Origin of the sequence: Occultella aeris, assembly GCF_902703175.1 — a bacterium.
GTDB classification, from domain to species: Bacteria; Actinomycetota; Actinomycetes; order Actinomycetales; family Beutenbergiaceae; genus Occultella; species Occultella aeris.
Genome location: NZ_CACRYJ010000017.1, coordinates 39196 through 53365, shown reverse-complemented (window position 1 = coordinate 53365; position 14170 = coordinate 39196). Strand labels below are relative to the sequence as shown.

At 66.6% G+C, this 14170-nt stretch carries 11 protein-coding genes; 8 read left to right on the top strand and 3 right to left on the bottom strand.

Going from position 1 to position 14170, the window contains the following annotated elements:
• The first annotated feature begins 31 nt into the window (after nucleotides 1-31).
• From HALOF300_RS05930 to HALOF300_RS05920, 3 genes are all read left to right on the top strand, one after another.
• Nucleotides 32-1312, top strand: coding sequence for an amidohydrolase (locus tag HALOF300_RS05930; RefSeq protein WP_231955083.1), 1281 nt, complete (start codon nucleotides 32-34; stop codon nucleotides 1310-1312).
• A 64-nt stretch (nucleotides 1313-1376) separates the two neighbouring features.
• Nucleotides 1377-2324 (top strand): aldo/keto reductase, encoded by a 948-nt coding sequence (locus tag HALOF300_RS05925; RefSeq protein WP_156740029.1) that lies wholly within the window; start codon nucleotides 1377-1379, stop codon nucleotides 2322-2324.
• 38 nt (nucleotides 2325-2362) lie between these two features.
• Entirely contained in the window at nucleotides 2363-5626 is a 3264-nt protein-coding gene (locus HALOF300_RS05920) for a polysaccharide lyase family 8 super-sandwich domain-containing protein (protein WP_156740028.1), read from the top strand.
• A gap of 134 nt (nucleotides 5627-5760) precedes the next feature.
• Here HALOF300_RS05920 and HALOF300_RS05915 read toward each other — a convergent pair whose 3' ends face one another.
• From HALOF300_RS05915 to HALOF300_RS05905, 3 genes are all read right to left on the bottom strand, one after another.
• Nucleotides 5761-7125, bottom strand: coding sequence for an FAD-dependent oxidoreductase (locus HALOF300_RS05915; protein WP_156740027.1), 1365 nt, complete (start codon nucleotides 7123-7125; stop codon nucleotides 5761-5763).
• 163 nt (nucleotides 7126-7288) lie between these two features.
• Nucleotides 7289-8452, bottom strand: a complete 1164-nt coding sequence (locus tag HALOF300_RS05910; protein ID WP_156740026.1) for an ROK family protein — start codon at nucleotides 8450-8452, stop codon at nucleotides 7289-7291.
• A gap of 156 nt (nucleotides 8453-8608) precedes the next feature.
• The gene (locus HALOF300_RS05905) at nucleotides 8609-9388 is read right to left on the bottom strand and encodes an SDR family NAD(P)-dependent oxidoreductase (RefSeq protein ID WP_156740025.1); all 780 of its coding nucleotides are present in this window, start codon (nucleotides 9386-9388) and stop codon (nucleotides 8609-8611) included.
• Nucleotides 9389-9441: 53 nt separating this feature from the next.
• Here HALOF300_RS05905 and HALOF300_RS05900 point away from each other — a divergent pair, with 53 nt between their 5' ends.
• The 5 genes from HALOF300_RS05900 (at nucleotide 9442) to HALOF300_RS05880 (ending at nucleotide 14166) form a co-directional block, all read left to right on the top strand.
• Complete coding sequence (locus HALOF300_RS05900; RefSeq protein ID WP_156740024.1) at nucleotides 9442-10119, top strand: FadR/GntR family transcriptional regulator; 678 nt, start codon at nucleotides 9442-9444, stop codon at nucleotides 10117-10119.
• Nucleotides 10120-10187: 68 nt separating this feature from the next.
• Complete coding sequence (locus HALOF300_RS05895) at nucleotides 10188-11096, top strand: dihydrodipicolinate synthase family protein (protein WP_156740023.1); 909 nt, start codon at nucleotides 10188-10190, stop codon at nucleotides 11094-11096.
• A 44-nt stretch (nucleotides 11097-11140) separates the two neighbouring features.
• Nucleotides 11141-12406, top strand: a complete 1266-nt coding sequence (locus tag HALOF300_RS05890; protein WP_197522346.1) for an ABC transporter substrate-binding protein — start codon at nucleotides 11141-11143, stop codon at nucleotides 12404-12406.
• Between the two features lie 3 nt (nucleotides 12407-12409).
• Nucleotides 12410-13345, top strand: coding sequence for a carbohydrate ABC transporter permease (locus HALOF300_RS05885; RefSeq protein WP_156740021.1), 936 nt, complete (start codon nucleotides 12410-12412; stop codon nucleotides 13343-13345).
• The gene (locus HALOF300_RS05880) at nucleotides 13342-14166 is read left to right on the top strand and encodes a carbohydrate ABC transporter permease (RefSeq protein WP_197522345.1); all 825 of its coding nucleotides are present in this window, start codon (nucleotides 13342-13344) and stop codon (nucleotides 14164-14166) included. The genes HALOF300_RS05885 and HALOF300_RS05880 overlap by 4 nt, the downstream gene beginning before the upstream one ends.
• Nucleotides 14167-14170: the final 4 nt, after the last annotated feature.

The window sequence follows — 14170 nt, the reverse complement described above, 5'->3', positions numbered from 1 at the left end:
TGACGCTGATCGTGACGCTAAGCAAGCGATGATGTCAGGTCCCGCCGCGCACGCTACCGGCGGCGCGTCGCAGACCGTGATGGCGAACTGGCCCACGATTCGACCGAGGATCGAGGAGCTCTACCGGTGGCTGCATCGGCACCCGGAGTTGTCGAACCAGGAATGTCGGACCGCCCAGACCATCGCTGAGTTGTTGCAGAGCGCGGGGTTCGAGGTCCATGCCGATGTCGGCGGCACGGGCGTCGTCGGTATCCTCGCCAATGGGTCGGGACCGACCGTGCTGATTCGTGCAGAGCTCGACGGGCTGCCGGTGCGCGAGACGACCGGACTGGCATACGCAAGTCATGAGGTTGCGACGTCCGACGGCGTGGAAGTCGCCGTGATGCATGCGTGTGGCCATGACGTCCACATGGCTTGTCTGTTGGCGACTGCGGAGCTGCTGGCCACCCGGCCAGATCTCTGGTCGGGACGCCTGGTGGTGCTATTCCAGCCTGCCGAGGAGACCGGCGAGGGCGCCCGGCGCATGCTCACAGACGGCCTGAAAGGTCTTCTCGGCTCAGTCGACGTCGCGTTCGCACAGCACGTGATGGCACTCCCGGCGGGGCGCTTGTACCTTCGGGCCGGCCCCGTCCTGTCGGGAGCGGCGAGTGTGGCGGTCACTGTCTTTGGACGTGGGGGGCATGCGGCAGTGCCCCAAGAAACGGTGGACCCGATCGTGCTGGCGGCCGCGATCATCATGCGGCTCCAGACCATTGTTGCCCGGGAGATGCGCCCATGGGAGTTCTCGGTCCTCTCGGTGGGAGCCGTGCACGCCGGCGTCAGCGGCAACTCCATCCCCGATCGGGCCACGCTGGAAATCAACCTCCGAAGTTACTCCTCGCAGGGTCGAAGCCAGCTTCTCGCGGCCGTCGAGCGGATCGTTCGCGCCGAGTGCGCGGCCTCGGGGACGCCCCGTGAGCCCCTCTTCGAGTACCACGACACGTTCCCGGTCACCGTCAATAACCAAGAAGTCACAGACCGCCTTGGGTCGGCGTTCGCACAGAGTTTGGTGCGGGGGCAGGTTCGCGAACTCTCACGCCAAGCCGCCAGCGAGGACTTCGCGGCTCTCGCCGACGGATTGGAAGCCCCGTACTGCTACTGGGGACTGGGCGGCGTCACCTCATCGCTCTTCCGCGACGTTGACGCGCTGCCACCCGAACCGGTCGGGCCGATTCCCACGAATCACTCACCGCTTTTCGCGCCCGATCCTTCTGACACGCTCGAACTGGGCACTGAAGCACTCGTCGTGGCGGCGTTGGAATGGCTATGTTGAACGGTTTGGCCCAGAACCGTGGTCTCGCCCAGACCGCCATGCGGTGACAGACATCGGAGAGAGAATGAGCACTGAAGTGATGCCCCTGTCCTTCCGTGAACCGAGGCTGTTGGGGCGCACGGGCCTGTCGGTCAGCGCCGTCACGGTAGGCACGGGTCGATGGCGCCGACACGAGTTGGGTGCCGGGCCGTCCCTTGACGATGCCGTTGCAGTGATCGATGCCGTCGCGAGAGACGAAACAGTGACCGTCATCGACACCTCAAACAACTACGGCCGCGGTCAGAGCGAGCGCTGGGTCCGGCACGCCTGCGAGGCGGTCGGGCTCACCGGTCAGGTGCTCATTCAGACGAAGGCGGACCGCGACTATGCCAGCGGCGAGTTCTCGGCCAGCAGAATGCGCAAATCGGTCGATGAGAGCCTCGAACGCCTTGGTGTCGACCGGCTGCCCCTCCTGTTCCTGCACGATCCGGAGTACTCGACGGTAGCTGAACTCAGCAAGCCCGGTGGGGCGATCGACACACTGCTCGAACTGCGCGACGAGGGCATCATCAGAAGTCTGGGAGTGGCAGGCGGTCAGCTCGATGTGATGCTTGACCTCGTCCGCACGGGGTTGTTCGAGGTGCTTATCACCCACAACCGCTACACGTTGGTCGACCGATCGGCGGACCAATTGATCGGCGAGGCTCACAGGCGGGGCATGGGCGTGTACAACGCGGCCCCGTACGGCGGCGGCGCCTTGGCAACCTGGCCGAGGCGGACCGATCGGTACTGCTACCGGCAGGCGTCCCCCGAGCTCCTTCAGGCGGTCGACAACATCGGAGGGCTGACGGAGCGAGTCGGCATACCCATCGTCGCGGCCGCGCTGCAGTGGTCGGTTCGTGACCCGAGGATCGACTCGACGATCGTCGGCATGGAGTCCCGAGCCGACTATGAACGCACGATCGAGCTGCTCGAGGTTGCCATTCCGGAGGACATCTGGCGTCAGCTCGACGGCATGAGCGCCATTCGGTAGGGCATCTCGCTCTGTCCCCACAAAAGAGGAGAACAACGATGCAACGACGCACGTTCCTGCGCGCCGCAATGATCGGCGCTAGCACTGGCATCCTGGGCACAGGCCTCGGGATCGATGCACCGGCGCTAGCCGATCCGATCGCGTTTGCCGCGTTGCGCCAGCGCTGGCGCACTTACCTCACCGGCGGCACCGACTACGACCCGACTGATCCGGTTATCGCCAGCAAGATCGAGGACATTACCAGCACGGCTCAGGCCTTCTGGGACACGCTCAACACTGCCGCGAGTAGAACGTACCTGTGGACCGATCTCGCCAGCACCTCCAACTCCGCGCACGTGACCTCCAACTACAGCCGACTGCGATCGATGGCGACCGCGTACTGCACGCACGGCTCCAGCCTGCAGGGCAATGCGGGACTTCTCGCAGCCATCCACGGAGCGCTTGCCTGGATGCACGATCACCGGTTCAACACCACCCAAGCCACCTACGGCAACTGGTGGGATTGGGAGATCGGCGCTCCGACCGCACTCAACGACGTCCTCTGCCTGGTCTACGACCAGACCCCTGGCATCGACCGCACCACCTACCTGGCGGCTGTCGAACGGTTCAGCCCCGATCCGGCTATCCTGCACGCCGAGTACGCCCCGACAGCGGCCACCTCGGCGAACCGAGTCTCGATGTGCAAGGTCGTCGGCATCCGGGCAGCGATCGTGGAGGATTCCACCAAGCTCACTGCCGTCCGCAACGCACTAAGCGAGCCCTTGGCTTACAGCGACAGCGAGGACGGCATGCATCCGGACGGCTCGTACCTCTACCACCGATTCATCCCCTACAACGGCGGCTACGGGGTGCAGATGTATCAGAAGATCGGTGAGTTGATCGCCCTCCTGGACGGCACTACCTGGGAGGTCGTCGACCCCAACCGCGCCAACCTTGCCGACTGGGCGCGAATCGCATACGCACCGTTCCTATTCCGCGGCAGCCTGCTCGACATGGTCCGCGGCCGTGAAATAAGTCGCAACACCGCACAGGATCATCTCGCCGGGCACACGCTGGTCACTGCCCTGGTACAGGCCAGCGCCTTCCTGGACACAGCCAGCGCAAATGACGTCCGTCGGTTGGTCAAGCGGGTGATTCAATCTGACACCTACAGTGACTACTTCACCGAATCCGCCGCCCGGATCCCGGAGATTGAGGCGTTGCGCGCCATACTCGACGACCCGCTGATCGCCCCTTCACCTGAGCAGGTCGGCTATTTTCAGTATCCGTCGATGGCGCGCGCAGTCGCCCGCCGCAGCGAGTTCGCCATCGGTATCAGCATGCACTCTACCAGGGTGCACAACTTCGAAATGATCAACAATGAGAACATTAGAGGATGGCACACCGCCGACGGTGTCGTGTCACTGCACAACAGCGACCTAGGCCACTACAGCGGCGACTACTGGCCGACTGTCGACCCGATGCGACTGCCTGGTACCACCGTAGTTAGCGGCTCCACCACCACCACGCGACGGTTCAGCGACCAGGTCTGGGTTGGTGGCGCACAAATCTCCGGCCGTTACGGTGCCAACGGAATGTCACATCGGCCGTTCGGAGTAGACCTTGCTGCCAAGAAGTCGTGGTTCACGTTCGACGAGGAGGTCGTGGCCCTCGGCGCCGGTATTAGATCATCCGCCGCGCAGGCGGTTGAGACCATCGTGGAGAACCGCAAACTACTCGCAGCAGGCACCAACCCGCTGACCATCGACGGCACTGCGCAGCCGACAGCGCTCGGTTGGACGGCGACCCGATCGGCGTCGTGGGCGCACCTGGAGGGCAGTGTCGTCGGCGCCGGGATCGGCTACGTGCTTCCCGGCGGGGCCACTATCAGCGCCAAGCGGGAGACTCGCACCGGGCGGTGGAGCGACATCAACGACCGCAGCACCACCCCGACCAATCTGTGCACCAACAACTTCCTCACCATTTGGCTCGACCACGGCGTCGCGCCGACTGCAGCCGCCTACGCCTACTATGTGCTACCCGGCAAGAACGCGGCGCAGACCGCCTCGTATGCCGCCGCACCCGGTGTGGATATTCTGGCCAACACGACGCAAGTGCAGGCCGTTCAGGCGCCCAGTCTCGGCATCGTGGCGGCAAACTTCTGGACCGATCAGACCGTGACCGTTGGTCCGATCACCGTCGACCAGCGCTCCTCCGTACTAGTACGGGAGACCAACGGCGAGCTCGAACTGGCCGTCGCCGATCCCACGCACCTCAACCGCGGGCACATCGAGATCGAGCTGCAGTACGCTGCGACAGGTCTCCTGGCTGCTGACAGCCAAGTTCAGGTACTCCAGTACACGCCAGCAATCCGTGTTGCGGTGTCACTGGAAGACACCCACGGCCGGACTATACGCGCGCGGTTCGCCACGGCCTCACCCGGTGCGGCTCCGATCGTTTCCGCGCCGGCCCGGCCGACTACGACTGACGTGATCGTCGACAACAGCGACGCTGGATTCGTCGCGGAGAGCACCAACTGGCAGTCGCGCACGAACACGCCCGGCTACAGCGGAGCGGACTATCTTGTAGACGCCGGCTCGGGGGCGGACCCAACCATGTGGGCAATGTGGACGCCGTACATCAGTGAGCGAGGCCACTATGACGTGATGATGCGGTGGACCGCCGACGCTAACCGGCCCGACGCGGCTCCTATCGAGATCGGCCACGCTGGAAGTACTCCCTCGACCCGAACCGTCAACCAACGCAACAATGGTGGAGCCTGGATGACGTTGGGCAACTACGACCTCCTCGGCGGCACAAGCAACTACGTCAAGATCTTCGGTGGAGATGCCGGTTTCACCGTCGCCGATGCGGTCCGGTTCGTCCGCACGGGCGACGTCATCTCCGGGGAGTACGAGGCTGAGGACCTCCCAACGACCGTCAGCGGCGGGGTACTGACTTCACACGTCGACAGCTCCGCTAGCGGAGGCAAGTGGGTCAAATTCACACCAGCCGCCGGCGTCGGTGACTCATTGTCGCTCGAAGTCACAGTTCCGCGCGCGGGTCGGTTCCGACTACGCTTGGGCGGCAAAGCGCACAACACCCGTGGTCAGTTCCAGGCCTACGTGAACGGCTCAGCAATCCCGATCGGACCGGTTGTGGACCAGTACGCAACCACCGAACAAAGGCGCGTGCTCGACATCGGTGAGCACTGGTTCCGTACTGCCGGGGCGCACACGATCTCGCTTGCCATTACCGGAAAGCGCGCCGCCAGTCTGGGCTATTCGCTCGCCGCCGACGACCTGGTTCTGGTGGCGTTATGAGTATCTGACGACGGCCCAAACCAACTGCCACGAATTGTGCCGGCGCCTCTTCATAGCAACTGCCACCACGGATGCGCTGCGGACTATGTTCACCCAGCCAGCGCTCGGTTGAGGTGCTCGTGCACGAGCATGAACTACCTGTCGCCGAGGTAGGCGGCGTCGTTTCGTAGGAGTGCTTGAAGCTCTCGGGTATCGACGTCTCGGGGCGCGATGCCGTACCGGGTGGCCAGAGCCGCCGCCGTTCCCGCTGCCTGGCCCATCGCGAACGCCGGAGGCATCACCCGAATCGCCGCCAGCGCCTCATGAGTCGCGGAAACACACCGTCCCGCGGCGAGGACGCCGTCGAGCCGGGCCGGAACGAGTACGCGATAGGGGATCTGGTAGACGTTCGCCGTGGGGTCCTCTTCCAACCTGCCGCCCGCATCCGTCGGACTGTGGATGTCGACCGGATAGCCACAGAGCGCGATGACGTCGTCGAACTCTCGTCCCGTGGTGAGGTCGTCAAGGGTGAGCGTGTAGACCCCAGCGATCCGCCTGGTCTCGCGCACTCCGATCGTCGCAGCGGTGTCGATCAGGACAGCATCACGGAAACCCGCGATGCGATCTCGGAAGAAGGACATCAGCGCCTGCACCTGTCGCCTACCCTCCACCTCTGCACGCGTCAGGTCGTCCACACAGGTGCCGTCGACGCCCTGGACGCGCGTGGTGTTGACTCGCCACACACCAGGCTGAAGCGTGCGGTATATGCCGATTCCTCGCCGCTGGATGCTGTAGCGGCCCTCGGCGCGAGCGGCCTCGATCACGGAGGCAAAGGGACGTGTCTCGCCCGCCTGCCTCACATACGTCTCGACTGCGTCGTCGTCGACGTTGCCAACTCGGAAGAACAGAGTCATGGGTTGCGTGAGCCCATCCGAGTCACGACCGGTGCGGGTCTCACCACCGCCGCGCGCAATGACGTCGGCGTCTGCGGAGCAGTCCACCACGACCCCCGCCTGGATCGCCGCGAAGCCGGACTTGCCGGCGACAACGATGCCGGTAACGCGATCCCCAGAAGTCAGCGTCTCGACCATCGTCGAGTGGAGCAGAAGGTCTACGCCGGCCTCCTGGCACATGGCCGCTGCTTCCCACTTGAGTGCCTCAGCATCGAACGGCGTGACCTTGTCGTGGCCATAGGTGATGTAACCGCAATAGGCGCTGTTGGCGGGGACCTTGGAAGGGTGGATGGCGCCTCCATTGGCTTCCATCCGCAGCACGAGCTCCTCGAAAACCCCGCGAATCAACTGATGGCGCCCATCGAGGCTGTAGGAGGTCATGCACGGTCCAACGAGCCCTGCGGTGAGGTTTCCTCCGACGTAGCCGTAGCGCTCCACCAGCAGCGTCTTCGCCCCGTTCCTGGCACTGGACACTGCTGCCGCGATACCTGCCGGTCCAGCGCCGACCACGAGGACGTCCACGTTCGGACGGCGGACAGCCTCCACCTTGAATTCGAGGGTGTTCACCGAGTCACGCGACCTTCGCGGTTGCGGCGTGTGTCGGGCTTCGCCTGCAGGGTAGCCGTCTGATCCGATGACGTGTCACCCGGGCGCTGCTGCGCCGATCGACCAGGGTATATGTTCACGGGACGACTATATAGCCCTCTGCCGAGGCCGTGCGAGCGACTGGTCAGTGGGTGTGATCAGCGGGTGAGTGCACGAACGTAGGGTCGGCCAGAAGGTCGGTGAACGCGAAGTGGCTCGCTCCAGCGAGGACGTGGTCACCGCCGAGCTGCGGCGTCACGAGAACCGGGAAGGAATCGCTCTCCACGCTGCCCGTAGCACGGAGCGCATTCTCAAGCCGGAGTCGGTCTTCGTTGAGCAGCGTGGCGAAAAATCCACCGAGGATGACGAGCTCGGGATCGAAGGTGTGCACGGCGAGCCGGAGGGCGCGGGCGACGTAGTAGTACGTGGCCTCGAACGGGTCGTCACCCCGGTCGCTACTCACCCGATTGCGTAGAGCGGACTCGATCTGGGGCGCCGAGACCAGGCTGGTCAGACAGCCGACGGCGCCACACGTGCACTTCGGCCCTGATGTCGCAACGATCAGGTGACCCAGTCGTACGGCGTGGCCGCGTGCGCCCGAGAGCAGGTGCCCGTCGACGAGGGCGGCAGCGCCGATCCCGCCCGGGCCGCCGTAGAAGTACACGGCGTTCTCGGTCGCGCGCGCGCTACCCCAAAGGCGCTCGGCCGCCAGGCCGGCGATGGCGTCGTAGACGAGGCTCGTCGGGACTCCTGTTGCCGATTCGAGCATCTCCGCCAGCGGTACCTCACCCCAGCCAAGATGCGGCGCGCTCTCAACTCGCTGGAGTTCCTTGTTCACCCAGCCCGGAATCGCCGCGCACATGCCAACCAGACGTGAATCCGGTCGATCCTGCATCGCCCGATCGAGGAGGCGGCTCACCGTTTCGACCGTCCCCTGCGGCGAGAGCATGGTCTCGGAGGGTTCGAACCACCGTCGGACGACCGTGCCTCCGATCGTGTAGAGGCTCAGGTGCAGGCCGTCGGTGTCGGGATTGACCGCCGCGGCTAAGAACGCATCGGTTCCGCGAATCGTCGGGGAGGGGCGCCCCACGCGACGCGAAGCGATCGGCGCTCCCTGTTCGATCAGTCCGACACGCTCCAACTCGGCGACGGCCTCGGCAACAGCCGAGCGGGAGCGACCAGTGAGGCTAGGCAGGCGTGCCCTTCTGACCTGGCCGGCGCGGTGCACGGCGGTGAGCGTCACGGCGGCGATGTCGGTGATCTTCGCCAAATCTCCGTCAACGAGGTCGAACGTCCCAAGGCTGGTCACTGGATCACTCTGTCACACAGGCGTCGACATATGATCGCCAGGTAAATATACCGAGGCGCTGAAACTCAGGTCTACCGTGGGTGGGCGCGGGACGGGTGGTGGCCCCGGTGATCACAGCGACACGGCTGCGCGCACGGCGTGGTGGAGTGATCCTGTCTATGAGAAGTGCACCCCACCGTTGAGGTCGAGCACGGTCCCCGTGACGAACGCGGAGTCATCCCGCGCGAAGTACTCGGCCGCCGCAGCAACATCGTCCGGGAATCCGGCCCGCCCGACGGGGATCGAGGCGATCGTCTTCTCCTGGTCGGCCGGCGGCGTGAATGTCTCGTGGAACGGGGTGTCCAGGATTAGCCCGGGGGCGATTGCGTTGACGGTGATGCCGTGTGGGGCGATCTCCTTGGCCAGTGCTCGGGTGAAGCCGTCGACGGCTGCCTTCGCGGTGGCGTAGGGGGCGGAGCCGTTGCCGCCGCCGTTGGAGCCGGCCAGGGAGGAGATGTTGATGATGCGCCCGCCCTCGCCGAGGTGGCGCAGGGCGGCGCGGCTGACGTAGAAGGTGGAGGAGACGTTCACCCGCCAGACGGCGTCCCAGTGGACGTCGGAGGTCTCGGCGATGGTGTGTCGGGCGAGGAGTCCGCCGGAGTTGTTGACCACCACGTCGAGGCCGCCGAGGCGGTCGGCGAGGAGGTCGACGGCGGCGGTCACCTGCTCGCTGTCGGTGGCGTCGAACCGGAGGCCGAGCACGTCCAGGCCCTCGTCGGCGAGCTGGGCGACGACGTCGTCGGCAGAGCGGGAGTGGGTGGTGAGCGCGACGCGGGCGCCGGCGGCGGCGAAGCGGCGGACGATGCCGAGCCCGATGCCGACGCCACCGCCGGTGACGATGACGTGGCGTCCCTCGAGCGTGCGGGGCAGGGGCGGGTTGCTGGTGGCTTCGCTCATGGGTCGAAGGTACCGCCGTGGCGACCTGTCAGATATCTGATAGGTTGCGGAACGTGTCGAAGCCGATGCTGTTCGAGACCGTGCAGGCCCAGCTCCTGGAGTACATCACCGAGCAGGGCCTGGGCCCTGATGACGCGATGCCCTCCGAGGGGGAGCTCGCCGTGCAGCTGGACGTCAGCCGCGGGTCCCTGCGCGAGGCCACTCGCAGCCTGCAGTCGATGGGGGTGCTCTACGCGAAGGCCGGCAAGGGCCTGTTCCTGCAGGACTTCTCCCTCTCCCCGGTGATCCGGCTGCTGCCCTACCGGATGATCGCGAACGGCGCGAAGCTCAACGAGCTGCTGGAGCTGCGGGCGGCACTCGAGCGGGGCCTGATCCCGAAGGTGGCCGCGCGGATCTCCGAGGAGACCCTGGCGCGCCTGGACGCGATCGTCGACGAGATGGTCGACCTCGAGCAGCAGGGCCTGGCCTTCCCGGAGCAGGACCGGCTCTTCCACCGCACCATGTACGAGGCCATCGGCAACGACCTCATCCTCGACGTCCTCGACATGTTCTGGACGCTCATGTCCCGCATGCAGGCCGAGCTCCCGCCGCTGCAGTACCACGACCTCGCGGACCGGCACCGCGCCATCGTCGAGGCCCTGCGCCAGGGCGGCGACGCCGTCTCCGCGCTCGACCAGCATTTCGTCGACATCGACTACCGGCTCGACCGGCTCATGCGGCCCACCGACTGACGCTCCGCATCACCACCCGCCGGCCCCATCGAGGCCGGACGAAAATCCCAGGAGGGATCGCACCACCCATGACTCACCCACTCGAGCGCGCGCACGGCATCGTCCCCGCGCTGCTGACGCCCTACCTGGACGACGGCGCACCGAACCTTCCCGAACTGGGTCGCCTCACCGCGGCGCTGCTCGAGCGCGGCGTGGCCGGCTTCTACGTCGGCGGCAGCACCGGCGACGGCGTGATGCAGACGCCGCAGGAGCGGCTCGCCTGCATCGAGGTGGTCGTCGCCGAGACCGGCGGGCAGGTGCCGGTGATCGCCCACGTCGGGACGAACGCCACCCGGCTCACGCTGGACCTGGCGAACCGGGCTGCGGCCGCCGGGGTCGACGCAGTCTCGGCGATCCTGCCGAGCGTCCCGCTCACCCCGGCCGAACAGCTCGACTACTTCCGCACCGTCGCCCGCGGCTGCGACGTGCCGTTCGTCGCCTACAACTTCCCCGGCCGCACCGGGGTGAACCTCAGCGTGGAGTTCTTCGCCGCGCTTGCCGAGGAGCCGAACGTGGCCGGGGTGAAGTTCACCTCCCTGGACATGTTCGGGCTCCAGCAGCTCGCCCGGATCGGCGACGGCCGACTGGCTATCTGGAACGGGCACGACGAGGTGGCCCTCGCCGGCTTCGTCTCCGGTGCCTGCGGCGCGATCGGCTCCACGTTCAACGCCGCCCCGGAACTGTTCATCCGCCTGCTCGAGCAGTTCCGCACCGGCGACTACGACGCCGCCCGCACCACCCAGGTCGCCGTCTCGAACTACGTCCGCGACCTCGTCGCCACCGGGGTGCTGCCCACGCTGCGCGAACTGCTGCGCCTGCAGGGTTTCGCCATGGGCCACTCCCGCCACCCCCTGCACGACCTCGACGCCGACGGCGCCGCTCGCGTGCGCACCCTGTTCGCCGCGCACCCCGAACTCTTCACCCCATCCGGACACTGACTCACCGGCGCAGTTCGCTGCCGCCACCATGCAAAGGAGCTGTTGTGAACATCGTCGATCACCTCAACCTCACCCGCCGGCGCCTCCTGATCGGCGGCCTCGGCGCGGCCGGTCTCGGCGCGATCGCCGCCTGCACCCCCGGCGGCGGCAACGCCGCCGAGGAAGCGGAACAGACCGGGGACGGCAGCGCCCTGACCTTCTGGCACTACTACGGCGGCGGCGCCACCGCGCCGATCGAGGCACTGCTGGCCCGGTACACCGAGGAGACCGGTGTCGAGGTGACGCCGCGGCTGATCCCGTTCGGCGACTTCAACCGGACCCTGCTGCAGTCCGCCACATCCGGTGACCTGCCGGACGTCGCACTCGTGAACGCCTTCGACACTGCCCTGTTCGCCGACTCCGGCATGATCGTCGACCTGTCCGACCGGGTGCAGGAGTGGGGCGAGAGCGACCAGTACTTCTCCGGGCCGATGGCCACCACCACCTTCGACGGCGCCACCTACGCCGTCCCGCACGTCGCCGACACCTACTCCCTGTGGGTCAACAACGCCACCCTCTCGGCGGCCGGCCAGCAGGCACCCACCACCTGGACCGAGCTCGAGGCCGTGGCCACCGCAGTGACCGAGGGCCAGAACTTCGGCCTCGTGTTCTGCGGCATCGAGGGTGTCGAGGGGTCCACCGCGTGGATCCTGCGGTTCCTGGCCGCCGGCGGAGACAGCCGCCAACTCGACTCCGACGCCGGTCTCGCCGCGATGGAATCGTTCCTGCGCCTGAAGGACGCCGGCGCGATCTCCGAAGGGGTGCTCACCTGGAACGAGGACGACGTGACCCTCCAGTTCCAGAACGGCACCGCCGCGATGATGATCAACAGCGCGTCCTACCTGTCCTCGCTCGCCGAGGCCGGCGACGTCGACTTCAGCGTGGTGCCGATGCCCTCGGACGTCGACCAGTTCTCCTTCCTGTCCGCGGAGAACCTGACCATCACCAAGGACTCCGCGAACGCCGACGCCGCATGGGAGCTGATCGCCTGGATGCAGCAGCCGGACGTGATGAACGAATACCTGCCCGAGCGCAACAAGCTCCCGGTCCGATCCGACACCGCCGAGGCCGAGATCTGGGCGGACGAGACCCGGCAGGTGTTCATCTCCCAGCTGGACGTCGCCTGGGCCCCGGACGAGGAGGTCGCACCGGTCTCCGCGGAGATCTTCACCGGGATCCAGAACGCCCTCCAGGTCAGCCTGTCCGGGTCCGGCACGCCCGCCGACGCGCTCGCGGCCGCGCAGGCCACGGCGGACGAGGCGCTGGCCTGATCGATGAGCACCACCGTTCGCGCGGCGACCGCGCCCGCGAAGGCGACCACCCGCCGTCGACCCCCGAGGCACTGGAGCCGATACGCCTACATCGCCCCCGCCGTCGTCTTCGTGGCCGCGACCACGCTCTACCCGCTCTACTACAACATCTCGCTGAGCCTGTACGACGCCCCGATCCAGAAGTTCCTGGCCGGCACCATCGAGTTCGTCGGGCTCGCGAACTACGCCGAGGAACTGCGCAACCCGGAGCTGTGGACCGGGCTGCGGGTGTCGCTGATCTACACGATCGCCACGATCGCGCTGATGTACGTGATCGGGCTCGCGCTCGCGGTCTTCTTCAACCGGAAGTTCGTCGGCCGCAACGCCGTCCGGGCCGCGATCTTCCTGCCGTACATCCTGCCCTCGGTGGTGGCCGCGAACGTGTGGCGGTGGATCCTCGACGGCTCCTACGGGCTGGTCAACCACGCCCTGATGTCCGTCGGGATCATCGACGCACCGGTGTTCTGGCTCGGCCAGGGCAGCTCCGCCCTGGTCGCCGTGGTGCTCGCGACCGCGTGGACGATGGCGCCGTTCGCGATGCTGCTCCTGCTCGCCGGGCTGCAGAACATCCCGAAGGGTCTGTACGAGGCGGCCAGCCTGGACGGCGCCGGCCCGGGCACCCGGTTCCGGGCGATCACGCTGCCGCTGCTGCGGCCGGTGTCCCTGGTGGTCGCGCTGCTCGGGTTCATCTACACGTTCCGCACCTTCGACACGATCTTCATCATGACCAAGGGCGGCCCGGGGGATGCCACCACCGTGCTGCCGATCCTCGCCTACAACGAGGCGTTCGTGAACTTCGAGCTCGGCAGCGGCGCGACCATCAACACCCTGATGCTGGTCATCCCGACCGTGCTCGCCCTGTTCTACTTCCGCGCGACCCGCAAGGAGGACGCGCTGTGAGGACCCGCACCCTCGGCCTGTCCCTGACCGGGCTCGTCGTCGCCGTGGTCTACCTGATCCCGGTCTACTGGATGGTGGCGACGTCGCTGAAGGAGACCGGCGACGTGTTCAACACTCCACCGGACCTGGTGCCGAACCCGCCCACGCTCGCCGCCTACCGCGACGCCGTGTTCGGTGACTCCGCGGTGCTGCAGGGCATCTGGTCCTCCACGATCATCACCATCCCGACGCTCCTGCTCACCCTCGCGCTCGCGGTCCCGGCCGCGTACGGGCTGGCCCGGTTCAGCCTGCGGGTCAACGGCGTCGTGATGCTGCTCATGCTCGCCGCGCAGATGCTGCCGACGATCAGCCTCGCGCTGCCCATGTTCGCGATCTTCAGCGACTACGGCCTCGTGGACACCTACGCCGGGCTGATCATCGCGAACACCTCCCTGGCGTTGCCGTTCGCGGTGGTGATGCTGCGCCCGTACATGCTCGCGATCCCGCAGGACCTGATGGACGCCGGCCTGCTCGATGGGTGCACGGGCTTCCGGGCGTTCTGGAAGATCGGCCTGCCGCTGGTCCAGCCCGGACTGGTCATGGTCGCCACCCTCACGTTCGTGATGACCTGGGGCGAGTTCGTGTTCGGCCTGACCCTGGCCACCAGCGACGCGATCCAGCCGATCACCGTGGTGCTGAACCGGTTCGTGGCGCAGTTCGGCACTCAGTGGACGAACCTGATGGCCGTCTCCACGATCATCGCGATCCCGATCATCGTCATCTTCGTGCTGCTGCAGAAGTACGTGGTGGCCGGGATCTCCGAGGGCGGGATCAAGGACTGATGGC

What these genes read in the sequence shown, in the direction of transcription:
- HALOF300_RS05920 (WP_156740028.1), top strand. Translation starts at nt 2,363, where the DNA reads ATGCAACGACGCACGTTCCTGCGCGCCGCAATGATCGGCGCTAGCACT.
- HALOF300_RS05930 (WP_231955083.1), top strand. Translation starts at nt 32, where the DNA reads ATGTCAGGTCCCGCCGCGCACGCTACCGGCGGCGCGTCGCAGACCGTG.
- HALOF300_RS05905 (WP_156740025.1), bottom strand. Translation starts at nt 9,388, where the DNA reads ATGAGCGAAGCCACCAGCAACCCGCCCCTGCCCCGCACGCTCGAGGGA.
- HALOF300_RS05925 (WP_156740029.1), top strand. Translation starts at nt 1,377, where the DNA reads ATGAGCACTGAAGTGATGCCCCTGTCCTTCCGTGAACCGAGGCTGTTG.
- HALOF300_RS05885 (WP_156740021.1), top strand. Translation starts at nt 12,410, where the DNA reads ATGAGCACCACCGTTCGCGCGGCGACCGCGCCCGCGAAGGCGACCACC.
- HALOF300_RS05895 (WP_156740023.1), top strand. Translation starts at nt 10,188, where the DNA reads ATGACTCACCCACTCGAGCGCGCGCACGGCATCGTCCCCGCGCTGCTG.